The organism is Streptomyces sp. NPDC043996 (genome assembly GCF_056435225.1).
Genome location: NZ_JBWKEY010000012.1, coordinates 172,503 through 193,540 on the forward strand (window position 1 = coordinate 172,503; position 21,038 = coordinate 193,540).

21 protein-coding genes and 5 tRNA genes are annotated in these 21,038 nt (G+C 72.0%); 8 read left to right on the forward strand and 18 right to left on the reverse strand.

Going from position 1 to position 21,038, the window contains the following annotated elements; all coding sequences use genetic code 11:
- Positions 1 to 82: 82 nt before the first annotated feature.
- Both AC07A4_RS29020 and AC07A4_RS29025 read left to right on the forward strand, forming a co-directional pair.
- Positions 83 to 3,172 carry an AfsR/SARP family transcriptional regulator gene (locus AC07A4_RS29020; RefSeq protein ID WP_478603995.1) on the forward strand — a complete coding sequence of 1,030 codons (3,090 nt, stop codon included), beginning with the start codon at positions 83 to 85 and terminating at the stop codon, positions 3,170 to 3,172.
- A 23-nt stretch (positions 3,173 to 3,195) separates the two neighbouring features.
- Positions 3,196 to 4,482 carry an FAD-dependent monooxygenase gene (locus tag AC07A4_RS29025; RefSeq protein ID WP_478603997.1) on the forward strand — a complete coding sequence of 429 codons (1,287 nt, stop codon included), beginning with the start codon at positions 3,196 to 3,198 and terminating at the stop codon, positions 4,480 to 4,482.
- Here AC07A4_RS29025 and thiD read toward each other — a convergent pair.
- Both thiD and AC07A4_RS29035 read right to left on the reverse strand, forming a co-directional pair.
- Positions 4,419 to 5,285, reverse strand: a complete 867-nt coding sequence (gene thiD / locus AC07A4_RS29030) for a bifunctional hydroxymethylpyrimidine kinase/phosphomethylpyrimidine kinase (RefSeq protein WP_478603999.1) — start codon at positions 5,283 to 5,285, stop codon at positions 4,419 to 4,421. The two genes, AC07A4_RS29025 and thiD, sit on opposite strands and share 64 nt — an antisense overlap.
- Complete coding sequence (locus tag AC07A4_RS29035) at positions 5,285 to 6,253, reverse strand: thiamine-phosphate kinase (RefSeq protein WP_478604001.1); 969 nt, start codon at positions 6,251 to 6,253, stop codon at positions 5,285 to 5,287. Before AC07A4_RS29035 ends, thiD begins: the two co-directional genes overlap by 1 nt.
- A gap of 233 nt (positions 6,254 to 6,486) precedes the next feature.
- Between AC07A4_RS29035 and AC07A4_RS29040 the strand changes: the two genes are divergently transcribed.
- Complete coding sequence (locus AC07A4_RS29040) at positions 6,487 to 6,720, forward strand: Lrp/AsnC family transcriptional regulator (RefSeq protein WP_016642988.1); 234 nt, start codon at positions 6,487 to 6,489, stop codon at positions 6,718 to 6,720.
- A 20-nt stretch (positions 6,721 to 6,740) separates the two neighbouring features.
- Positions 6,741 to 7,226, forward strand: coding sequence for a DUF3515 domain-containing protein (locus AC07A4_RS29045; protein ID WP_478604003.1), 486 nt, complete (start codon positions 6,741 to 6,743; stop codon positions 7,224 to 7,226).
- 111 nt (positions 7,227 to 7,337) lie between these two features.
- On the opposite strand, the gene AC07A4_RS29050 is transcribed toward AC07A4_RS29045, so the two are convergent.
- Genes AC07A4_RS29050 through AC07A4_RS29060 form a run of 3 tightly spaced genes read right to left on the reverse strand, consistent with a single transcriptional unit; the run spans position 7,338 to position 10,361 of the window.
- Positions 7,338 to 8,480 carry a D-alanine--D-alanine ligase family protein gene (locus AC07A4_RS29050; protein ID WP_478604005.1) on the reverse strand — a complete coding sequence of 381 codons (1,143 nt, stop codon included), beginning with the start codon at positions 8,478 to 8,480 and terminating at the stop codon, positions 7,338 to 7,340.
- 46 nt (positions 8,481 to 8,526) lie between these two features.
- Entirely contained in the window at positions 8,527 to 9,534 is a 1,008-nt protein-coding gene (locus tag AC07A4_RS29055; RefSeq protein ID WP_478604007.1) for an NAD(P)H-dependent glycerol-3-phosphate dehydrogenase, read from the reverse strand.
- Complete coding sequence (locus AC07A4_RS29060; RefSeq protein WP_478604010.1) at positions 9,531 to 10,361, reverse strand: lysophospholipid acyltransferase family protein; 831 nt, start codon at positions 10,359 to 10,361, stop codon at positions 9,531 to 9,533. The genes AC07A4_RS29055 and AC07A4_RS29060 overlap by 4 nt, the downstream gene beginning before the upstream one ends.
- Before the next feature lie 208 nt (positions 10,362 to 10,569).
- On the opposite strand from AC07A4_RS29060, the gene cofC reads away from it, so the two are divergent.
- Both cofC and AC07A4_RS29070 read left to right on the forward strand, forming a co-directional pair.
- Positions 10,570 to 11,205 carry a 2-phospho-L-lactate guanylyltransferase gene (gene cofC / locus AC07A4_RS29065; protein WP_478604012.1) on the forward strand — a complete coding sequence of 212 codons (636 nt, stop codon included), beginning with the start codon at positions 10,570 to 10,572 and terminating at the stop codon, positions 11,203 to 11,205.
- A 14-nt stretch (positions 11,206 to 11,219) separates the two neighbouring features.
- Positions 11,220 to 11,423, forward strand: coding sequence for a hypothetical protein (locus tag AC07A4_RS29070; RefSeq protein ID WP_478604015.1), 204 nt, complete (start codon positions 11,220 to 11,222; stop codon positions 11,421 to 11,423).
- A gap of 121 nt (positions 11,424 to 11,544) precedes the next feature.
- Here the strand turns inward: AC07A4_RS29070 and AC07A4_RS29075 are convergent, their stop codons facing one another.
- The 4 genes from AC07A4_RS29075 to leuC all read right to left on the reverse strand — a co-directional run bounded on the left by AC07A4_RS29075 (position 11,545) and on the right by leuC (position 14,935).
- A complete protein-coding gene (locus AC07A4_RS29075) occupies positions 11,545 to 12,240 on the reverse strand; it encodes an HU family DNA-binding protein (protein ID WP_478604018.1) in 696 nt (231 codons plus the stop codon).
- 161 nt (positions 12,241 to 12,401) lie between these two features.
- A complete protein-coding gene (locus AC07A4_RS29080; RefSeq protein ID WP_478604020.1) occupies positions 12,402 to 12,638 on the reverse strand; it encodes an SCO5555 family protein in 237 nt (78 codons plus the stop codon).
- A gap of 272 nt (positions 12,639 to 12,910) precedes the next feature.
- Positions 12,911 to 13,504, reverse strand: a complete 594-nt coding sequence (gene leuD, locus AC07A4_RS29085; RefSeq protein ID WP_478604022.1) for a 3-isopropylmalate dehydratase small subunit — start codon at positions 13,502 to 13,504, stop codon at positions 12,911 to 12,913.
- A 6-nt stretch (positions 13,505 to 13,510) separates the two neighbouring features.
- Positions 13,511 to 14,935, reverse strand: a complete 1,425-nt coding sequence (leuC, locus tag AC07A4_RS29090) for a 3-isopropylmalate dehydratase large subunit (RefSeq protein ID WP_478604025.1) — start codon at positions 14,933 to 14,935, stop codon at positions 13,511 to 13,513.
- Positions 14,936 to 15,121: 186 nt separating this feature from the next.
- Between leuC and ndgR the strand changes: the two genes are divergently transcribed.
- The gene (gene ndgR, locus AC07A4_RS29095) at positions 15,122 to 15,838 is read left to right on the forward strand and encodes an IclR family transcriptional regulator NdgR (protein ID WP_478604028.1); all 717 of its coding nucleotides are present in this window, start codon (positions 15,122 to 15,124) and stop codon (positions 15,836 to 15,838) included.
- 184 nt (positions 15,839 to 16,022) lie between these two features.
- Here the strand turns inward: ndgR and AC07A4_RS29100 are convergent, their stop codons facing one another.
- Positions 16,023 to 16,547, reverse strand: a complete 525-nt coding sequence (locus tag AC07A4_RS29100) for a DUF4188 domain-containing protein (protein ID WP_478604031.1) — start codon at positions 16,545 to 16,547, stop codon at positions 16,023 to 16,025.
- 98 nt (positions 16,548 to 16,645) lie between these two features.
- Between AC07A4_RS29100 and AC07A4_RS29105 the strand changes: the two genes are divergently transcribed.
- The gene (locus AC07A4_RS29105; RefSeq protein ID WP_478604339.1) at positions 16,646 to 17,290 is read left to right on the forward strand and encodes a MerR family transcriptional regulator; all 645 of its coding nucleotides are present in this window, start codon (positions 16,646 to 16,648) and stop codon (positions 17,288 to 17,290) included.
- 69 nt (positions 17,291 to 17,359) lie between these two features.
- Here the strand turns inward: AC07A4_RS29105 and AC07A4_RS29110 are convergent.
- The 8 genes from AC07A4_RS29110 to AC07A4_RS29145 form a co-directional block, all read right to left on the reverse strand.
- Positions 17,360 to 17,432: transfer RNA gene (locus AC07A4_RS29110), tRNA-Glu, on the reverse strand.
- 23 nt (positions 17,433 to 17,455) lie between these two features.
- Positions 17,456 to 17,527 (reverse strand) — tRNA-Gln (locus tag AC07A4_RS29115).
- Positions 17,528 to 17,551: 24 nt separating this feature from the next.
- Positions 17,552 to 17,624, reverse strand: a tRNA-Glu gene (locus tag AC07A4_RS29120).
- Between the two features lie 62 nt (positions 17,625 to 17,686).
- Positions 17,687 to 17,759: transfer RNA gene (locus AC07A4_RS29125), tRNA-Glu, on the reverse strand.
- Positions 17,760 to 17,813: 54 nt separating this feature from the next.
- A tRNA-Gln gene (locus tag AC07A4_RS29130) sits at positions 17,814 to 17,885 on the reverse strand.
- A gap of 88 nt (positions 17,886 to 17,973) precedes the next feature.
- A complete protein-coding gene (locus AC07A4_RS29135; protein WP_478604034.1) occupies positions 17,974 to 18,699 on the reverse strand; it encodes an HAD family hydrolase in 726 nt (241 codons plus the stop codon).
- Positions 18,700 to 18,762: 63 nt separating this feature from the next.
- Positions 18,763 to 20,241, reverse strand: a complete 1,479-nt coding sequence (gene gltX, locus AC07A4_RS29140) for a glutamate--tRNA ligase (RefSeq protein ID WP_478604037.1) — start codon at positions 20,239 to 20,241, stop codon at positions 18,763 to 18,765.
- Positions 20,234 to 21,010, reverse strand: coding sequence for a fumarylacetoacetate hydrolase family protein (locus tag AC07A4_RS29145; protein ID WP_478604039.1), 777 nt, complete (start codon positions 21,008 to 21,010; stop codon positions 20,234 to 20,236). The genes gltX and AC07A4_RS29145 overlap by 8 nt, the downstream gene beginning before the upstream one ends.
- Positions 21,011 to 21,038: the final 28 nt, after the last annotated feature.

Genomic DNA, 21,038 nt, shown 5'->3' on the forward strand with positions numbered 1-21,038 from the left:
ACCTGGCCGGTTACCGAAAAAGCCGGTCCCCTCGGGGGCCGGCTTTTTCGCGTGCCCGTCCCGCCCTGCCAGAATCAGGCGGATGCGGTTCGGCATCCTCGGCCCCCTCGACATACGCACCCCCGGCGACGACCCCGTCGACCCGGGCGGCCCCCGGCCCCGGGCCCTGCTCACCCTGCTGCTCCTGGACGCGGGCCGTACCGTGCCCGTCGAGCGGCTGACCGACGGCCTGTACGGCGAGCGGCCGCCCGCGGGGACCGCGAACGCGCTGCAGTCCCAGGTGTCGCGGCTGCGCAAGCGCCTGGGCGTGCCCATCGAGGCCACCGCCGCCGGATACCGCCTGGCGGTCTCCCCCGACGACGTCGACGCCCACCGCTTCGAAGCCCTCGCGCGCGCGGGCCGCACGGCTCTGGCAGCCGGGGACCCCGCGCGGGCCGCCGCCCTCCTCGACGAGGCCCTCGGGCTGTGGCGCGGCCCGGCGCTCCCCGATCTGCCCGGCGCGCACGCCTCCGTCGCGCGCCTGGAGGAGCTCCGGCTCGCCGCCGCCCAGGACCGGATCGACGCGGGCCTGGCGACCGGCGGCGGCCCCGGCCTCGTACCGGAGCTGCGCGAGCTGCTCGCCGCCCATCCGCTGAGCGAGCGGCTGTACGGACAGCTGATGCGGGCCCTGCACGCGAGCGGACGCGCGGCCGAGGCGCTCACGGTGTTCGAGGAGGCGCGGGGCACGCTCGCGCGGGAGCTGGGCGCCGACCCGTCGGCGGAGCTGTCCGCGCTCCACCTGGAGCTGCTGCGGGGCGCGGGACCGGGCCGCCGCGCGCGCGTCCCCGCGCCCCTGACGCCGCTCGTGGGCCGCGCCGACGAACTGGCCCGCGTCCGTGACCACCTCGCCCGCTCCCGCCTGGTGACGCTGACCGGGCCGGGCGGCGCGGGCAAGACGCGGCTCGCGGTGGAGGCCGCCCGGGAGCTCGCGGGGACGCGGGAGGTGTGCTTCGTGGAGCTGGCGCCGCTCTCCGACGGGTCCCGTGTGACCTACGCCGTCCTCGGCGCCCTCGGCGTGCGCGACGGCTTCCACGCGCGCGGGGGCGATGCCACCGAACGGCTCCTGGCCGCCCTGGAGGACCGCGGGCCCCTGCTGCTCGTCCTGGACAACTGCGAGCACGTGGTGGACGACGCGGCCCGCGTCGCCGGGCTGCTGCTCGGCGCCTGCCCCGGAGTGCGCGTCCTCGCCACCAGCAGGGAGGCGCTCGGGATCACCGGCGAGACGCACGTCCCGGTGCCGCCCCTGGCCGCCGCCCCCGCGGCCCGGCTCTTCGTGGAGCGGGCCGCCGCCGTGCGCCCGGACGCCGCGCCCCGGGCGGACGACGCCCTCGTCGGCTCCGTCTGCGCCGCCCTCGACGGCCTGCCCCTGGCCATCGAGCTGGCCGCGGCCCGCCTTCGCACCCTCACCCTCGACGAGCTCGCCGCGCGCCTGGGCGACCGCTTCCGGCTCCTGTCGCGCGGGGACCGCACGAAGGCGCCGCGCCACCGCACCCTGCACGCGGTCGTCGAATGGAGCTGGGACCTGCTCGACGACGAGGAGCGGGAGCTGGCCCGGCGGCTCACCGTGTTCCCTTCGGGGGCCACGCTCGACGCGGTCGACGCGGTGTGCGCGGTGCCGTATCCGGAGGACCCGCTGGCCTCGCTCGTGGAGAAGTCGTTCGTGGAGAGGGCCGACGGGCGGTACCGGATGCTGGAGACCATCCGCGCCTTCTGCGCGGAGCGGCTCGCGGACGCGGGCGAGGAGGACCGGCTGCGGGACGCGTACGCCGCGTACTTCCTGCGCTTCGCCGAGGAGGGCGCGCCACGGCTGTACGGGCGCGGGCAGGTGTCCTGGCTCGCCCGCCTCGCCGCCGACCACGGCAACCTGGACGCGGCCCTGCGCCGCCTCACGCGCACCGACCCGCGTGCGGGCCTGCGCCTGATGGCCGCCCTGTCCTGGTTCTGGCGGCTGCGCGGCCTCTACGGAGAGCGGGTCCGGGTCGCCGCCGACCTCCTGGCGGCCGTGGGCGAGGACGCGCCGGACGGCCTGGTGGAGGAGTACGTCCTGTGTCTGATCACCACGGTCGCGGGCGAGGGCGACGACCCGGGGGAACCGCACCGGCTCGCGCGCGTGGACACCCTGCTGGCCTCCCTGGAGGGCCCGCTGAGGCTGCCGTTCCTGATCGTGCTGTGGTCGCTCGCGGGCGGGCCGCGCACGGCCGTGGAGGAGCAGGTGCGGGCGCAGGTCGGCGGCAGCCCGTGGGGGCGGGCCCTGCTGGACCTCGGCCTTGGGTTCCAGGACCTGTTCGCGGGGCGGACCGGCGCCGCCGAGGCGTCCTTCACCCGCGCCCTCGCGGCCTTCCGGGACAACGGCGACCGCTGGGGCATGGCCAACTGCCTCGACCCGCTCGCGATGTTCGCCGGATGGCGCGGCGAACACGCCCACGCCCTGGACCTGATCGACGAGGGCCTCACCCACGTACGGGAACTCGCCTCCCCGGAGGAGACCAGCGACCTGCTGCACCAGCGCGCCACGGTCCTGCTGCTCCAGGGCGCCTTGGAGGCGGCGGCCGAGCATTTCCGGCAGGCCGGGGAGCTGGCCCGGAGCATCGGCGTACGCGACAAGGTGGCGACGACGCTACGAGGTCTCGGCGATGTGGCCCGCCTCTCCGGAGACACGGCACAGGCACGCGGCCACTACGAAGAGGCCCTGCGGGCGTGCGCCGCCAACTGGTTCAGCGAGACCGAGACGGCCCGGATCTTCATCGGCATGGGCCGCACGGCGCTCGCCGAATCCCGCCCGGACGAGGCCCGCGACTGGTACGAGCAGGCCCGGCAGCTCGCCCTCGACTTCAGGGGCGGCCAGGAACTAGCCGAGACAGCCGAGGCCTTGGCGGCCGTCGCACGCGCCCCGGAGGAGACCGCCCGGCTCCTGGGCGCGGCCGCCGGGCTGCGGGGCACCCTGGTCGCGGACGATCCGGACGTGGCCCCACTGGTGGCGGCCGCCCGTGGACGGCTCGGCGCGGCGGCGTACGAGCGGGCCTTCGCGGCGGGACGCGCGGAGCGGGAGGCGGCGCTGCGCTCCGGTCAGCCAGCGGCGAGACCTGGTCAGCCTGCGGCACGGCGCGGTCAGCCGCCGGTCAGCCCCCGGTAAGCGGCGCCCCCGACGCTCGGGGCATGACGAACCCGACGTACTCACAGGAGCCCGCCCACCAGGCCCTCCCCCTCGCCCACCTCGACGTCCTGATCTCCGGCGCCAGCGTCGCTGGCCCCGCGCTCGCCCTGTGGCTCGCCCGGTACGGCGCCCGCGTCACCGTCGTCGAGAAGGCACCCGCGCTGCGCGAGGGCGGCTTCGCGGTCGACTTCCGCGGCCACGCGCACCGCACGGTGCTGCGGCGCATGGGCATCTGGGACGAGGTGCGGGGCCGCCAGACCCACATGGGCCGCCAGACGGTCGTCGACGTCGACGACCGTGAGCGGGTGGACCTGCCCGCGTTCCTGATGAGCGGCGAGGTGGAGATCTTCCGCGGCGACCTCGCCAAGATCATGTACGAGCGGACGCGGGACCGTGTGGAGTACGTCTTCGGGGACTCCGTCACGCGCCTGAGCGAGGACGCCGACGGCGTCGACGTCACCTTCGAGCGCGGCGCTCCCCGCCGCTTCGACATCGTCGTCGGCGCGGACGGCCTGCACTCGCACACCCGCCGCCTGGCCTTCGGCGACGAGGCGCGGTACGTCCGCTTCCTGCGCTACTACGTGGCGGGCTTCGACATGCCCAACCACCTGGGCCTGAACCGCACGTCACGGCTGTGCAGCGTGCCAGGCCTGCTGCTCGGCGTCGCCAACTACGACGGCGTCGCGGACAGCGCGGGCGCGTTCCTGGTGTTCCAGTCCGATGAGCTCGCCTACGACCGGCACGACGTGGCCCAGCAGAAGCGGCTCATCGCCGAGCGGTTCGCCGGCGTCCGCTGGAAGCACGCGCCGCGGATCCTTGAGGCCCTGGAGAGCGCGGACGACCTGTACTTCGACGCGATCGCCCAGGTCCATGTCGACCGGCTCTCCCAGGGGCGTGTCGTGCTCCTAGGAGACGCCGGGTACGGCGCCACGATGGGCGGCATGGGCACGGGCACCGCCCTGGTGGGCGCCTACGTCCTGGCCGGTGAGCTGGCCCTGGCCGGCGGCGACCACCGGGCCGCCTTCGCCGCGTACGAGGCGGAGATCACCGGCTTCGCGAAGGGCTGCCAGAAGCTCTCGGGCAACGCGGGTCCTTTCCTCGCGCCGCCGACACAGAGGGAGATCCGCAACCGTGACCGGGCGTACCGGATGCTGAGCTCCCGCTTCCTCGCGGGCTTCTTCAAGCGCCTCACGGAGAAGGCGGCCAACGACATCGAGCTCAAGGACTACCCGGCGTTCGGCTCCCCGGTCCCCGAGGGGCCCATGCCGTCCCTGAACCGCCAGCCGTGATCGACGGGGCCGATGCCGCCGCCGAGCGCGAACCCGGCGGCGATGGCCCCGGAGACGTACTCCTTGGCGGCGTGCGCGGCCTCGGGCACCGACTGCCCCTTCGCCAGCTGCGCGGCGATCGCGCTGGCCAGCGTGCAGCCGGTGCCGTGGGTATGGCGGTTGTCGTAGCGCCCCGGGGGCGTCATGCGCAGCCAGTGCTCTTCGGAGCCGTCGGTGAGCAGGTCCACGGCCTCGTGGCCGCCCGGCAGATGGCCGCCCTTGATGACCACCCACCGAGGCCCGTGCGCGAGGACGGCGGCCGCCGCGCGCCGCATGCCGTCCTCGGACTCGACGCGAAGCCCGGTGAGTTGGGCGACCTCGTCCAGGTTCGGGGTGGCGACGGTGGCGACCGGAAGGAGCTTCGTGCGCACGGAGTCCAGGGCGGAGGCGGCGAGCAGCGCGTCGCCGTGCTTGGAGACGCCGACGGGGTCGACGACGACGGGCGCTTCGGTGCCCGCGAGCAACTCGGCGACCGCCTCGACCAGTTCGGCCGAGGACAGCATGCCGGTCTTCACGGCCTGGACGCCGATGTCGTCGACGACGCTGCGGTACTGGGCGCGCACGGCCGCCACGGGCAGCTCCCAGGCGCCCTGCACGCCCAGGGAGTTCTGCGCGGTGACGGCGGTGAGGACGCTCATGCCGTGCGTGCCGAGGGCGAGCATGGTCTTCAGGTCGGCCTGGATCCCGGCGCCGCCGCCGGAGTCGGAGCCCGCGACGGTCAGGACCCGGGGCGGCGCGGTACGTGCCTGGGGGCCCGGCGCCATCAGTCGTGGCCCCCGTTGTCCCCGAAGTGGTCCCAGCCCTTGCTCGTCCAGGGCGCGCCGTCCACGGTCACCTGGGGCATCGCGGAGGGGTTGAGGACCTCGCCGATGACCTTCCAGCGGGCGGGCAGCTTCACGTCCGCGGGGAAGGTGGCGACGATCGCGTGGTCCTCGCCGCCGTTGAGCACCCACTGCAGCGGGTCGATGCCGACGGCCTGCGCGATGTCGTTCATCTGGGAGGGCACGTCCACATCGCCGGAGCGGACGTCGATGCGCACCTTGCTGGCGTCGGCGATGTGCCCGAGGTCGGCGATCAGGCCGTCGCTGACGTCCGTCATGGCGGTCGCGCCGAGCCCGGCGGCCGCGGGGCCCGCGTGGTACGGCGGTTCGGGCCTGCGGTGGGCCTCCACGAAGGCGCGCGGCGAGCGGAAGCCACGGGAGAGCACCGCGTGCCCGGCCGCGGACCAGCCGAGCCAGCCCGTGACGGCGACGACGTCGCCGGGCTGCGCGCCCGCGCGCGTGACGGGCTCGTGGTTGCGCAGGTCGCCGAGCGCGGTGATCGACACGGTGATGGTGTCGCCGCGCACGACGTCGCCGCCGACGACGGCGGCGCCCGCCACCTGGCACTCGTCCCGAAGGCCGTCCATGAGCTCGGTGGGCCAGCTCGCGGGCAGTTCCGCGGGGACGACGAGGCCGAGCAGGATCGCGGTCGGCACGGCGCCCATGGCGGCGATGTCGGCGAGGTTCTGCGCGGCGGCCTTGCGGCCCACGTCGTACGCCGTCGACCAGTCGCGGCGGAAGTGCCGGCCCTCCAGGAGGATGTCGGTGCTCGCCACGACCCTGCGGTCAGGGGCGGCCACGACGGCGGCGTCGTCGCCGGGACCGACGCGTACGGCCGGAGTGGAGGTGAGCCGCGAGGTGAGCTCCCTGATGAGCCCGAACTCCCCCAACTCGCCGACGGTGCCCTTCATGCGCGTGCTGCTCCTTCTGCCACGATTGCCCCTATTGCCACGATGGGCGCGGTCCGCTTGCGGTCGCGAGCCGTCCCTGTCGTCGGTACGGTCGACGTGACCGTCAACCTCTGTTGTCCGTCCACCGCGATGTGTGCGGCGCGGCTCCCCCGGGTCTCCCCGTGGCGAGCGGCGACGCGGTACCGTGGCGTCCCTTCTCCCCACATGATCCTCGTGGCCGCCCTGGAGGTTCCGTGGTACAGGCGTACATCCTGATCCAGACCGAGGTCGGCAAGGCGTCGACCGTCGCCGAGCTGATCGGCAAGATCCCGGGAGTGATCCAGGCCGAGGACGTGACCGGTCCCTACGATGTCATCGTGCGCGCCCAGGCGGACACGGTCGACGAACTCGGCCGCATGGTGGTCGCCAAGGTCCAGCAAGTGGACGGCATCACCCGCACCCTGACCTGCCCGGTCGTGCACTTGTAGCCCCCGTCTACCCTTGGCCGGTGAACGTTCCCCGCCGGCTCCGCTCCCCGCTGATCCCGTGTTCCCTCGCACTGCTGATCGCGTGCGCGGGCTGCTCCTCAACGGACGACAGCGCGGCGGCCACGGTTCCCTCACCGGGCGCCGAGGCCGCCGATTGGTGCCGGGACCTGGACGCGCGGCTGCCACAGAAGGTGAGCGGCCTGACCCGTCGGGACCCCGAGCCCGCCTCACGGCTCACCGCGGGGTGGGGAGACCCGGCGATCATACTGCGCTGCGGGGTGCCGCGACCGGCGCGGATGAACGACCCCCAGGCCGACGGGGTGAGCGTGAACGGCGTGGGGTGGCTGCTGCGGGAGCGCCCGGACGGTTCGTTCCGCTTCACCACGACGCTGCGCAAGGCGTACGTGGAGGTGACGCTCCCCAAGGAGCGAAGGGCAGACGGGGTGGGCCCGCTGACGGACTTCGCCGCCCCCATCAAGAAGGCGATCCCGGAGGGCATCGCGTAGCGCCCTGAAGGGGCGCGGGGCTGTGTCGATGTGCGGCTCCGCCGCGTGGGCGCGACAAGCCACAAACGGCCCGCAGTCGCCAAACAGCCGCACCCCCCGAGCCCAAAGGCGCTACCGAAGCCCCGTAGAGCGCCGCAACGCCGCCTGGATCAACCGGTCCACCAACTCCGCGTAACCAACACCGCTCTTCTCCCACATCTGCGGGTACATAGAGATCGGCGTGAACCCGGGCATCGTGTTGATCTCGTTGATCACGAACCGCCCGTCCTCCGTGAGGAAGAAGTCCGCGCGCACCAGGCCCTCGCAGGACGTGGCCTCGAAGGCCTCGACCGCGAGCCGCTGGACCTCGGCGGTCTCCTCGGGCGTGAGCGGGGCGGGCACGATGCCGGGCGTCGAGTCGATGTACTTCGCCTCGAAGTCGTAGTAGTCGTGCGCCTGCACCGGCGGGATCTCGGCGGGCACGCTCGCGCGCGGTCCGTCCTCGAACTCCAGGACGCCGCACTCGATCTCGCGGCCGCGCAGGAGCGCCTCCACGATGACCTTCGGGTCGTGGCGCTGTGCCTCCGCGATGGCCTCGTCGAGGCCTTCGAAGGAGTCGACCTTGGTGATGCCGATCGAGGAGCCCGCGCGCGCGGGCTTGATGAACAGCGGCCAGCCGTGCTCGCCCGCGAAGTCCGCGACGCGCTGCCGGGCGTTCTTCTCCTCGCGCTGCCACTCGCGGGGCCGGATCACCAGGTACGGGCCGACGGGCAGCCCGAAGGAGGTGAAGACCCGCTTCATGTACTCCTTGTCCTGGCCGACGGCCGAGGCGAGCACGCCCGCGCCCACGTAGGGCACGCCCGACAGCTCCAGGAGCCCTTGGAGGGTGCCGTCCTCTCCGTAGGGGCCGTGCAGCATCGGGAAGACCACGTCGACCTCGCCGAGCGCCTTGGGCACCGCGCCGGGCTCGCTGTAGACGACCTCGCGGTTGCCCGGGTCGACGGGCAGGACGACGCCGCCGGTGGACTCGGCGAGCTCGGAGACGTTCGGCACCTTGCGGTCGGCGATGGCCATCCGGTCGGGGTCGTCCGCGGTCAGGGCCCAGCGCCCGTCCGTCGTGATGCCGATCGGCAGCACGTCGTACTTGGTCCGGTCGATGGCACGCAGGACGGCGCCGGCGGTGACGACGGAGATGCCGTGCTCCGAGCTGCGGCCGCCGAAGACGACGGCCACACGCGGCTTGCGGGGGCTCTGGGGGAGGTTCTCGCTGCTCATATCGCGTTGAGCGTACCCGGTGCCCCAGGCAAGGTCAGCGCGCCGCTCAGCGTTCGGGCTTCGCGCTGCGTGCCATCAGCTCCTTGAGCGCGACCATCGGCGGCGTGCCCTCGTGCACGATGCCCACGACCGTCTCCGTGATCGGCATGTCGACGCCGTGCCTGCGGGCCAGGTCGAGCACGGACTCGCAGGACTTCACGCCCTCCGCGGTCTGCTTGGTGACCGCGATGGTCTCCGCCAGGGTCATGCCCTTGCCGAGGTTGGTGCCGAAGGTGTGGTTGCGCGAGAGCGGCGAGGAGCAGGTGGCCACCAGGTCGCCGAGGCCCGCGAGCCCCGAGAACGTCAGCGGGTCGGCGCCCATCGCGAGCCCGAGCCGGGTGGTCTCGGCGAGCCCGCGCGTGATGAGCGAGCCCTTGGTGTTGTCGCCGAGCCCCATGCCGTCCGCGATGCCGACGGCGAGCCCGATGACGTTCTTCACGGCGCCACCGAGCTCGCAGCCGACCACGTCCGTGTTCGTGTACGGGCGGAAGTACGGGGTGTGGCAGGCGGCCTGGAGGCGCTGGGCGACGGACTCGTCGCGGCAGGCGACCACGGACGCGGCGGGCTGGCGGGCGGCGATCTCCCGGGCCAGGTTGGGCCCGGTGACGACCGCGACGCGCTCGGCGGCGGCCTTGGTGACGTCCTCGATGACCTCGCTCATCCGCATGGCGGAGCCGAGCTCCACGCCCTTCATCAGCGACACCAGGACGGTGTGGGGGGCGAGCAGCGGCGTCCACGCGGCGAGGTTCTCGCGCAGCGTCTGCGAGGGCACGGCGAGCACGGTGAAGTCGGCGCCGTCGGCGGCCTCGGCCGGGTCGGTGGTGGCGCGCAGGGTGCGCGGCAGTTCGACGCCGGGCAGGTAGTCCGGGTTGGTGCGGGTGGAGTTGACCGCGTCCGCGAGCCCGGCGCGGCGGGCCCACAGCGTGACGTCGCAGCCGGCGTCGGCGAGGACCATGCCGAAGGCCGTCCCCCAGGAGCCGGTGCCGAAGACGGCGGCCTTAAGGGATCGGGTCACTTGCTCTCCTCCGGACGTCCCTGCTGTTCCGAACTCGCCTGCTCCGCAAGGCCGCTGGGGGCCTCGTCGGCGGCGGCGCCCTGAGGCGCCCGGCTGAGCGCGGCCTTGCGGCGCTGCGCGATGCGCGCCTCGCGCGGGTCGTAGCGCTTGTGCGGGGCCTTCTCGCCGCGCAGCTCCTCAAGGAGCTCGGTGATGGCCGCCATGATGGCCTCCGTGGCGTCCTTCAGGAGCTCGGGGGTCATCTCCTTGTCGTAGAAGCGCTCCAGGTCCACCGGCTCGCCGACCAGGACGTGGTGCGTCTTGCGCGGCAGGAGCTGCGGCTTCTTCGCGTACGGCGGCAGGACGTGGTTGGCGCCCCACTGGGCGACGGGAATCACCGGGCGCTTGGTCTGCAGCGCGACCCGCGCGACACCCGTCTTGCCCGTCATGGGCCACAGGTCCGGGTCGCGGGTGAGGGTGCCCTCGGGGTAGAAGGCGACGCACTCGCCGCGCTCCACGGCGTCGATGGCGGCCCGGAACGCGCTGAGCGCGTTGGTGGTCTCGCGGTAGACCGGGATCTGGCCCGTGCCCCGCATGACCGCGCCGACGAAGCCCTTCTTGAAGAGGCCGTGCTTGGCGAGGAAACGCGGCACCCGCCCGGTGTTGTACTGAAAGTGGGCGTAGACCAACGGATCGAGATGTGAATTGTGGTTCACGGCGGTGATAAAGCCGCCGTCGGCCGGAATGTTCTCCATTCCCCGCCAGTCCCGCTTGAACAGAACCAACAGCGGCGGTTTTGCGATCACCGCCGCCAGGCGGTACCAGAAGCCGATTCTGCGGCGGGACACTCGGACACCTTCCTCCATGAGCCTGGTCGGCCGCACAAGTGTCGCCCCCGGCTGCCGTCCTGTCGAGAACACCGTACGCCCACCCACCCGCGGCCACCGCCCGTGCGCCGCCCCGGCAGCCGTCTGACCGGCCGTTTCCCGGACCCCGGCGCTCCGAGGCCCGGTCCCCGCGCGCCACAATGGCCCCGAAGCGAAGGACGGAGCGCCCGTGCACTGGACCCTGGTGATACCGCTCAAACCCCTGGCGCGGGCCAAGAGCAGGCTCGCGCCCGCCGCGGGCGAGGGGCTGCGGCCCGCCCTCGCCCTGGCCTTCGCCAAGGACACGGTCGCGGCGGCGCTCGCCGCCGCCGCGGTGCGGGATGTGGTGGTCGTCACGGACGATCAGCGGGCGGGCCGTGAACTGGCCGCGCTCGGCGCCCGGGTCCTGCCCGACACCCCGGCGCGCGGGCTCAACGCCGCCCTCGCGCACGGCACGGCCGAGGTGCGCGCGGTGCGGCCGCGGGCACCGGTGGCGGCCCTCAACGCCGATCTGCCCGCGCTGCGCCCCGCGGAATTGGCCGCGGCCCTCGACCGCGCCGCCGCATTTCCCCGCGCGTTTCTCCCGGATGCCGCCGGAATCGGCACCACCTTGTTGTCCGTGGCGCCCGGCACGGAATTGCGGCCCCGATTCGGCCCCGCCTCCCGCGCCCGGCACACGGATTCCGGCGCCGCGGAACTCGCGGTGGCCGGCCTGGATTCCGTACGCCAGGACGTGGACACCGGCGGCGATCTGCGGGCCGCGCTCGCGCTCGGCGTGGGGCCGCACACGGCGGCCGCGACCGCCGGGCTGCTCATCGCGGACTGAGTACGCTTCTGCTCATGCAGGCGACCGCGTACACGTACGACTCCGACACCCGCACCGGCAGCGTGCTGCTCGACGACGGCACGCCGGTGCCCTTCGGCGCCGCGGCGTTCGACGCGGGCGGGCTGCACCTGCTGCGCCCCGGCCAGCGCGTGCGCATCGAGGTGACCGGCGAGGGCGAGGCCCGCGAGATCACGCTGGTGACGCTGCAGACGTTCTGAAACACCCGCCCGGCACCCGGGGCGCGCGCGGCACCTGGCCGTATACGTCCGCCCCCGCGGACACGCCGCGGGCCGGGCTCCCCGAGGGGAGCCCGGCCCGGTGCGTGAGTGCCCAGTGCCCTTAGCGCTTGCGGGCAGTGGTCTTCTTGGCGGTGGTCTTGCGCGCCGTGGACTTCTTCGCGGGCGCCTTCTTCGCCGTGGCCTTCTTGGCCGGGGCCTTCTTCGCGGCGGCCTTCTTGGCGGTGGTGGCCTTCTTGGCGGGGGCCGCCTTCTTGGCCGCCGGGGCCGCCTTCTTCGCCGTGGTCTTCTTGGCGGCGGCGGTGGTCTTCTTCGCCGTCGTCTTCTTGGCCGTGGCGGTGGCCTTCTTCGCCGTGGTCTTCTTGGCGGTGGTCTTCTTCGCCGTGGCGGTCGCCTTCTTGGCCGCCGCCTTCTTGGCGGTGGTGGCCTTCTTGGCCGCCGCCTTCTTGACCGTCGCCGAAGAACCGCCGGTCAGGCTGCCCTTCGGGGCCTTCTTGACCGCGACGTCGTTCTTCGGGAGCTTCTTCGAGCCGCTCACCAGGTCCTTGAAGCCCTGGCCCGCGCGGAAGCGCGGCACCGAGGTCTTCTTGACCCGCACGCGCTCCCCGGTCTGCGGGTTGCGGGCGTACCGCGCCGGGCGGTCGACCTTCTCGAACGAGCCGAAGCCGGTGACCGAAACCCGGTCCCCGCCGACGACGGCACGGACGATGGCGTCCAGAACCGCGTCCACGGCGTCGGCGGCCTGCTGCCGGCCACCGACCTTGTCGGCAATCGCTTCTACGAGCTGCGCCTTGTTCACGTCTTCCCCTTCGGAGACATTGCCTGAGCGAATGCACCAGGCTTTTTCGCACGTTAGGCAGATATATACCGCAAATCAAACACGAAACGGGCTAATCACCCTTGTGCCGCAACGTTCTGGACCCTCGACGAGTTCCTCGAAGGCCCGTTGAGGCGTGGCGCTCAGTCGCCTTCGGGGATTCGGCCCTCGTCGCCCTCGTCGAGGTCCGCCATCAATCGCTCCAGACGCCTTGCCGCATCGGCGAGATCGTGTTTGGCCGCGGCCGTAATGACCAGCAGCTTCCGGGTCAGCGCCATCCGTACGCCCTCCGGGACTTGCAGTGCGCGCACTCGGGAGTGCGCTTCCTTCAGCCGGTCCGCGACGAGCCCATAGAGCTCGAGTTGGTCGTCGCGTCCCATGCACCGATTGTGCCATCTGGGGCGAGTTGTCGCCTCCGCAGGGGGTAACTACCCTCCTCCGGCGCTCTCCTGAGGATAACCACACCCACCCCGTGCAAGGGGATTTCCGGCCTCTTCTTCCCTTCAGATCAAGGCAGTTGGGGGCGGCCGGGACCACCCGTTCAGGGCATCGGGGGTCATTCCGGAGGCAGACACAGATGTACCCCCAACCGTCCACGATTGGGGGTACATCGGGTGCGGGGCGAAGGCCGATCCGCCCGGCGAGGGGGGGGTCAGACGCGCGCGGTGCTCGGCTTGTGGGCGGGGCGGCGCGTCTCGTACGCGGCGATGTCGCCCTCGTTCCTGAGCGTGATGCTGATGTCGTCCAGGCCGTTGAGCAGCCGCCAGCGGGCGTTCTCGTCGAGCTCGAAGGCGGCCGTCACGCCCTGGGCGCGGACTTGGCGATCGTGCAGGTCAACGGTGATCTCGGCGGTAGGATCGGCCTCCGTGAGGGCCCACAGCTTGTCCACGGTCTCCTGCTCCAGAACCACGGTGAGCAGGCCGTTCTTGAGCGAGTTGCCGCGGAAGATGTCGGCGAAGCGGGCGGAGATGACGGTCTTGAAGCCGTAGTTCTGCAGGGCCCAGACGGCGTGCTCGCGCGAGGAGCCGGTGCCGAAGTCGGGGCCCGCGACCAGGACGGTGGCCCCCTGGCGCTCGGGCTTGTTGAGCACGAACTCCGGGTCCTTGCGCCAGGCCTCGAAGAGCCCGTCCTCGAAGCCGTCGCGGGTGACCTTCTTCAGCCAGTGGGCGGGGATGATCTGGTCGGTGTCCACGTTGCTGCGGCGCAGCGGGACGGCCCGGCCGGTGTGTGCGGTGAAGGCTTCCATGGCTGATCAGACTCCGGCGGTCGCGGGGGTGTCGGTGAGGTCGGCGGGCGAGGCCAGCTGGCCGGTCACCGCGGTGGCGGCGGCCACCTGGGGCGACACCAGGTGGGTGCGGCCGCCCTTGCCCTGCCGGCCCTCGAAGTTGCGGTTGGAGGTGGAGGCGGAGCGCTCGCCGGGAGCGAGTTGGTCGGGGTTCATGCCCAGGCACATCGAGCAGCCCGCGTGCCGCCATTCGGCGCCCGCCGCGGTGAACACCTTGTCCAGGCCCTCCTCCACGGCCTGGAGCGCGACCCGCACCGAGCCGGGCACGACCAGCATCCGTACGCCGTCGGCGACTTTGCGGCCCTGGAGGACGGCGGCGGCCGAGCGCAGGTCCTCGATGCGCCCGTTGGTGCACGAGCCTACGAAGACGGTGTCCACCTTGATCTCGCGCAGCGGCTGCCCGGCGCTCAACCCCATGTACTCAAGGGCCTTTTCGGCGGCCAGGCGCTCCGAAGCGTCCTCGTACGAAGCCAGGTCGGGGACCGAGGCCGACAGGGGCAGGCCCTGGCCGGGGTTGGTGCCCCAGGTGACGAACGGCGACAGGGAGGCGGCGTCGATGTACACCTCGGCGTCGAAGACGGCGTCGTCGTCGGTCCGCAGGGTCTTCCAGTACGCCACGGCGGCGTCCCAGTCCTCGCCCTGGGGGGCGTGGGCGCGGCCCTTGATGTACGCGAACGTGGTCTCGTCCGGGGCGATCATCCCGGCGCGGGCCCCGGCTTCGATGGACATGTTGCAGATGGTCATGCGGGCTTCCATCGACAGCTTCTCGATGGCGGGGCCGCGGTACTCCAGGACGTAGCCCTGGCCGCCGCCGGTGCCGATCTTCGCGATGATGGCGAGGATCAGGTCCTTGGCCGTGACGCCGTCGGGCAGTTCGCCGTCGATGGTGATGGCCATGGTCTTCGGGCGCGCCATGGGCAGCGTCTGGGTGGCCAGGACATGCTCCACCTGGGAGGTGCCGATGCCGAACGCGAGGGCGCCGAACGCGCCGTGCGTGGAGGTGTGGGAGTCGCCGCAGACCACGGTGGTGCCCGGCTGGGTCAGTCCCAGCTGGGGTCCCACCACGTGGACGACGCCCTGCTCGACGTCGCCGAGAGGGTGCAGCCGGACGCCGAACTCGGCGCAGTTCTTGCGCAGCGTCTCCAGCTGGGCCCGCGAGACGGGGTCCGCGATGGGCTTGTCGATGTCGAGGGTGGGGGTGTTGTGGTCCTCGGTCGCGATGGTGAGGTCGAGCCTGCGCACCTGTCGGCCCGCCTGCCGCAGGCCGTCGAACGCCTGGGGGCTGGTCACCTCGTGCAGCAGATGCAGATCGATGAAGAGGAGGTCGGGCTCGCCCTCGGCGCGCCGGACGACGTGGTCGTCCCAGACCTTCTCCGCGAGTGTCCTACCCATCGCTTTCCCTCCGGCCGGCGTCGTGCGCCGGCCCAACTAGAGAATCAGTTCGCCGCCGCCGCACCCCTCGTGCACATGCCGGACGCCGGCCGCGGGTCCGTTGGTCCGCGGACCGCCCCTACAGAGTGGCGGGTTCCTGGGATTTTTGAACTTGCGTTTCACAGAGTGAGACGCGAGTATCGTTGCATGGACAACAGTAGCGGCGTCGGCGTTCTGGACAAGGCAGCCCTTGTCCTGAGCGCCCTGGAGTCCGGTCCGGCCACCCTCGCGGGACTGGTCGCGGCCACCGGGCTCGCACGACCCACGGCACATCGCCTCGCCGTGGCCTTGGAACACCACCGGATGGTGGCGCGGGACATGCAGGGCCGTTTCATCCTCGGCCCGCGCCTGGCCGAGCTGGCCGCGGCGGCGGGCGAGGACCGGCTGCTCGCGACGGCGGGCCCGGTGCTCACGCATCTGCGGGACGTCACGGGCGAGAGCGCCCAGCTGTATCGCCGCCAGGGCGATATGCGCATCTGCGTGGCCGCGGCGGAGCGCCTTTCGGGCCTCAGGGACACGGTCCCCGTCGGCTCCACGCTCACCATGAAGGCGGGCTCCTCCGCGCAGATCCTGATGGCCTGGGAGGAGCCGGAGCGGCTGCACCGGGGCCTGCAGGGGGCGCGGTTCACGGCGACGGCCCTGTCCGGGGTGCGCCGTCGGGGCTGGGCCCAGTCGATCGGCGAGCGGGAGCCGGGCGTGGCCTCGGTGTCGGCGCCGGTGCGCGGGCCCTCGAACCGGGTGGTGGCCGCGGTGTCGGTGTCCGGGCCCATCGAGCGGCTTACGCGGCATCCGGGGCGGATGCATGCGCAGGCCGTCATCGATGCCGCGGGGCGCCTGTCCGAGGCGCTGCGCCGCCCCAGCTAGGCCCTTCGGCCGCATCCGCTCTTCCGGGTTCGGTGTGGGGGCTCTTTCTCCCCCGCCCACCCGCCCCTTCATCGCGCTTCGCGCTCGTCCTCAAACGCCGGACGGGCTGAAACACCCGCTTGTCCTCAAGCGCCAGACCGGCTGGATATCCGCGCGTGACGCTCGTCCTCAAGCGCCGGACGGGCTAGGTGTCGGCGGGAGTTTTCAGGTGGTTCGAGCGGTACGCGAAGCGGTCCTGGGCTCGGCGGCCGCGTTGGGTCAGGGGGATCTGGCCGTGGGCCGCCGCGAGGCCGAAGGGGGGCATGTCCGCGTAGATCGACTCGTACGCCCCCTCCGGCACGACGTACGCCTCGTGCCACAGGCCGACGTGCCCGCGCGCCTTGCCCGCCCGCTCCTTGCGGTTGAGGATCGCCCACGCCTTGTGGTGGAACATCTCCGGCGAGTGCGCGTACGCGTACAGCTTCTCCTTCGACTCCCAGTACTGCACGACGTAGTACGTGCGCGGGGACGCCGTGAGCAGCACGTGCCCGAGCAGCCCCCGGCCGGGGTCCTTCGCCAACTCCCGCAGCATGCGCGGCATCGCGAGGAACACCGGACCCCAGTGGTGCACGGCCCAGAAGCGGTTGATGCGCACGCCGATCAGCAGCACCACGACCTCACCCCGCGCGGCCGCTGTCGTACGGCCGCCGGTGACGGGCTTCCCGAACATGGCTCCCCCAGACCCCTCGTGAGACCTTTCATTGGTGAGCGGCGCTATCCGACCGCCATAATTGGATAGTGGCACTACCCGACAGGAAGGCGCAAGAGATGCGGCTGGCCGAGCTGAGTGAGCGCAGCGGTGTGTCCACCGCGACGATCAAGTACTACTTGCGCGAGGGCCTGTTGGCTCCGGGGCGCCAGGTCAACGCGACGACGGCGGAGTACGACGAGGGGCATCTGCGGCGGCTGCGCCTGGTGCGGGCGCTGATCCAGGTGGGCAAGGTGCCGGTGGCCACCGCCAAGGAGGTGCTCGGGCACGTCGACGACGACTCCCTGGGGCGCACGATCCGTCTGGGCGCGGCCCTGTGGGCGCTGCCGCAGGGGCCCGAGCCCGATGAGGGGGATCCGGCCGTGACGGGTGCGCGCGCCGAGGTGGACCAGTTGCTGGAGCGCCTCGGCTGGGACACCGCGCGCGATCTCGCCGCCCTGTCCCCCGTGCACCGCTCCCTGGTGGCGGCGGTGGCGACGCTGAACCGGCTCGGCTACGGCTGGGACGCCGAACACATGGCGCCGTACGCGGAGTTGATGCACGCGGTGGCGCGGCGGGATCTCGACTTTCTGGAGACGCACGCCTCGGAGGCGGAGCGGGTCGAGACGGCGGTGGCGGCCGCGGTGCTCTTCGAGCCGGTGCTGCGGGCGCTGCACCGGCTCGCGCAGGAGGAGGAGTCGGCGCGGCGCTACGGCATCGAGTAGGCGCCGCCCGGCGGCGGGCCCACGGGAACGCCGAAGGGCCTCCACCGTGGTGGAGGCCCTTCGGTCTCGTACCCCCGACCGGATTCGAACCGGCGCTACCGCCTTGAGAGGGCGGCGTGCTAGGCCGCTACACAACGGGGGCTAGCAGATGCTGCTGTTACTGCGCTGGGCTACCAGGACTCGAACCTAGAACAAAGGAACCAGAAACCTTCGTGTTGCCAATTACACCATAGCCCATGGGCGGTCTAGACCAGACCACAGTACCCCCGACCGGATTCGAACCGGCGCTACCGCCTTGAGAGGGCGGCGTGCTAGGCCGCTACACAACGGGGGCCCTAGCGATCCTGCATCGTGGTCGGCGGGAGCTACCCGTACCGTCCTCGCGGGAAGGATCTGTACCCCCGACCGGATTCGAACCGGCGCTACTGCCTTGAGAGGGCAGCGTGCTAGGCCGCTACACAACGGGGGCTTTGCGGATGATGTTGTACCAACGACAACCGCGGTTGCAGATGAGCTCTGCGAGCTGGCCTACCTGGACTCGAACCAAGACTAACTGAACCAGAATCAGTCGTGCTGCCAATTACACCATAGGCCACTGGAACGCAACCCCCTGGAGGGCTTCTGTTCCGGTTTACGCTTTCCGGCCGGACCTTTCGGCCCTCTCGGGCGGCGCAGGAAGAACATTACCCGAAGGTGGACGGCGCTCCAAAACGGGTATCCGAGCGCAGCAACGCGGGCAGCTCCGTGAGGCGCGTGATGCGGTGGACGCCCGACGGCCCTTCCTGGGGCGCGGCGTTGCGGTCCAGCCAGATGCCGAGCAGGCCCGCGTCGCGGGCGCCGCGCGCGTCGATCTCCGGCTGGTCGCCGACGTACGCGATCTCCTCGGGCGGCAGGGCGAGCGCCGCGCACGCGGCGTGGAAGGCCTCCGGGGCGGGCTTGGAGACGCCGAGGTCGGCGGCGCACAGGACGGCCTCGAAGCGGTCGCGGACGCCGAGGGCGCGCAGCTTCTGGTCCTGCACCACGAGGGCGGAGTTCGACAAGACCGCCTGCCGGAAGTCCCCGGCGAGGGCGTCGATGACCGGCAGGGCGTCCGGGAACAGGGTCCAGGCGGCCTCGTAGTGGGCCCGGTAGCGGTGGAACCAGGCGTCGGCCTCGGCGTCGTCGAGCGGGGCGCCCACGAAGTCGCGTACGCGGTCGCGGCGCTGCCCATCGAAGTCGACCTCGCCGGAGCCGAAGCGGGCCCAGTGGCGCAGGGTGAGCTCCTTCCACAAGGCCAGGGCGCGCTCGGCCGTGCCGTAGCTGGCGAGGGCGCCCTCGGCGACGAGGTGCGCGCGGAAGCCGACGGTGTCGGCCTTGGCGTAGTCGAAGATCGTGTCATCGATGTCCCAGACCACGGCTTTGATCGGCATGAGGCGAATCTACGACGAAGGGCCCGGGAGCCGATACGGCTTCCGGGCCCTTCGTGCGCGGTGCTACGCGGTGAGCCTGGCCAGGGCCGCGTCGACGCGCGCCAGGGCGCGGTCCTTGCCGAGGATCTCCAGGGACTCGAAGAGGGGCAGGCCGACCGTGCGGCCGGTGACGGCGACGCGGACGGGGGCCTGGGCCTTGCCGAGCTTCAGGCCGTGCTCCTCACCGGCGGCCAGGACGGCCTCCTTGAGGGACTCCGGGGACGACCAGTCGGCCGCCTCCAGCTTGGCGCGGGCGGTGGTGAGGAGCGCGTCGGAGCCCTCCTTCATCGCCTTGGTCCAGGAGGCCTCGTCGAAGACCGGCTCCGGCAGGAACAGGAAGTCGACGTTGTCCGTGATCTCGGAGAGGACCTTCAGGCGGGTCTGGGCGTGCGGCGCGATGGCCTCCCAGACCTTCGCGTCGAAGTCCTCGGGCGCCCAGGGGGCGTGCGGGGCCTTCAGCCACGGCTCGCAGGCCGCCGCGAACGCCTTCACGTCCAGCATGCGGATGTGGTCGGCGTTGATCGCCTCGGCCTTCTTCAGGTCGAAGCGGGCCGGGTTGGCGTTCACGTCCGCGAGGTCGAACTTCGCGACCATCTGCTCGATGGAGAAGACGTCCTGGTCGGCGGAGAAGGACCAGCCGAGCAGGGAGAGGTAGTTGAGCAGGCCCTCGGGCAGGAAGCCGCGCTCGCGGTAGAGGTTGAGCGACGCCTGGGGGTCGCGCTTGCTCAGCTTCTTGTTGCCCTCGCCCATGACGTACGGCAGGTGGCCGAACTCGGGGATCGACTTCGCGACGCCAAGCTCGATCAGCGCCTTGTAGAGCGCGATCTGGCGCGGGGTCGAGGAGAGCAGGTCCTCGCCGCGCAGGACGTGGGTGATCTCCATCAGGGCGTCGTCGACGGGGTTCACGAGCGTGTAGAGCGGGGCTCCGTTGGCTCGGACGATCCCGTAGTCCGTCACGTTCTCGGCCTGGACGGTGATCTCGCCGCGGACCAGGTCGGTGAAGGTGGTGGCCTCGTCGGGCATCCGGAAGCGCACGATGTGGCTGCGGCCCTCGGCCTCGTACGCCTGCTTCCGCTCGGCGGTGAGGTCGCGGCACGTGCCGTCGTAGCCCGACGGCTTGCCCGCGGCGCGGGCCGCCTCGCGGCGGGCGTCCAGCTCCTCGGTGGTGCAGTAGCAGGGGTAGGCGTAGCCGCCGTCGATGAGCTTGGCGGCGACGTCCTGGTAGATGTCCATGCGCTGCGACTGGCGGTACGGCGCGTGCGGGCCGCCGACCTCGGGGCCCTCGTCCCAGTCGAAGCCCAGCCAGCGCATGGAGTCCAGGAGCTGCTCGTAGGACTCCTCGGAGTCGCGGGCGGCGTCCGTGTCCTCGATGCGGAAGACCAGGGTGCCCTCGTTGTGCCGGGCGAAGGCCCAGTTGAACAGGGCGGTGCGGACCAGGCCCACGTGGGGGTTGCCGGTCGGGGAGGGACAGAAACGTACGCGTACGTTCGTCGCGTTAGCCACGCTTGATCACCTTGTTGGTGAGAGTGCCGATGCCTTCGATGGTGACGGCGACCTCGTCGCCGACGTTGAGGGGGCCGACCCCCTCGGGGGTGCCGGTGAGGATGACGTCGCCGGGGAGCAGCGTCATGGCCTCGGAGATGTTGACGATCAGATCCTCGATGGAGTGGACCATGTCGGAGGTGCGGCCGAGCTGGCGCTGCTGGCCGTTGACCGTGCACTGGATCGTCAGGTCGCTCGGGTCGAGCTCCGTCTCCACCCAGGGGCCGAGCGGGCAGGCCGTGTCGAAGCCCTTGGCCCGGGCCCACTGCTTCTCGCGCTTCTGCACGTCGCGGGCGGTGACGTCGTTGGCGCAGGTGTAGCCGAAGATGACGTCCTTGACGCGCTCGCGCGGGACCTCGCGGCACATGCGGCCGATGACGACGGCCAGCTCCGCCTCGTGGTGCACGTCCTCGGAGAACGAGGGGTACTGGATCGCGTCGCCGGAGCCGATCATCGACGTGGCGGGCTTGAAGAAGGCGAACGGGGCGTCGGGCACCTCGTGGCCCAGCTCCTTGGCGTGCGCCGCGTAGTTCCGCCCGAAGGCCACGATCTTGTGGCCGATGACCGGGGCGAGCAGCCGGACCTTGCTCAGCGGGACCTTCACACCGCTCAGCTCGAAGTCGGCGTACGGGCTGCCCTTGATGATGTCGACGACGAGCTCGTCCTGCTTGTCGCCCTCGACCGCGCCGAAGGCGACGTTCCCGTCGATGGAGAACCTGGCGATACGCACGTGGACGGTGCCCTTTGCTTGTACGGGG

Coding starts and splice junctions, on each gene's coding strand:
- AC07A4_RS29020 (WP_478603995.1), top strand. CDS start 83: ATGCGGTTCGGCATCCTCGGCCCCCTCGACATACGCACCCCCGGCGAC.
- AC07A4_RS29025 (WP_478603997.1), top strand. CDS start 3,196: ATGACGAACCCGACGTACTCACAGGAGCCCGCCCACCAGGCCCTCCCC.
- thiD (WP_478603999.1), bottom strand. CDS start 5,285: ATGGCGCCGGGCCCCCAGGCACGTACCGCGCCGCCCCGGGTCCTGACC.
- AC07A4_RS29035 (WP_478604001.1), bottom strand. CDS start 6,253: ATGAAGGGCACCGTCGGCGAGTTGGGGGAGTTCGGGCTCATCAGGGAG.
- AC07A4_RS29050 (WP_478604005.1), bottom strand. CDS start 8,480: ATGAGCAGCGAGAACCTCCCCCAGAGCCCCCGCAAGCCGCGTGTGGCC.
- AC07A4_RS29070 (WP_478604015.1), top strand. CDS start 11,220: ATGCAGGCGACCGCGTACACGTACGACTCCGACACCCGCACCGGCAGC.
- AC07A4_RS29080 (WP_478604020.1), bottom strand. CDS start 12,638: ATGGGACGCGACGACCAACTCGAGCTCTATGGGCTCGTCGCGGACCGG.
- leuD (WP_478604022.1), bottom strand. CDS start 13,504: ATGGAAGCCTTCACCGCACACACCGGCCGGGCCGTCCCGCTGCGCCGC.
- leuC (WP_478604025.1), bottom strand. CDS start 14,935: ATGGGTAGGACACTCGCGGAGAAGGTCTGGGACGACCACGTCGTCCGG.
- ndgR (WP_478604028.1), top strand. CDS start 15,122: ATGGACAACAGTAGCGGCGTCGGCGTTCTGGACAAGGCAGCCCTTGTC.
- AC07A4_RS29100 (WP_478604031.1), bottom strand. CDS start 16,547: ATGTTCGGGAAGCCCGTCACCGGCGGCCGTACGACAGCGGCCGCGCGG.
- AC07A4_RS29105 (WP_478604339.1), top strand. CDS start 16,646: ATGCGGCTGGCCGAGCTGAGTGAGCGCAGCGGTGTGTCCACCGCGACG.
- AC07A4_RS29135 (WP_478604034.1), bottom strand. CDS start 18,699: ATGCCGATCAAAGCCGTGGTCTGGGACATCGATGACACGATCTTCGAC.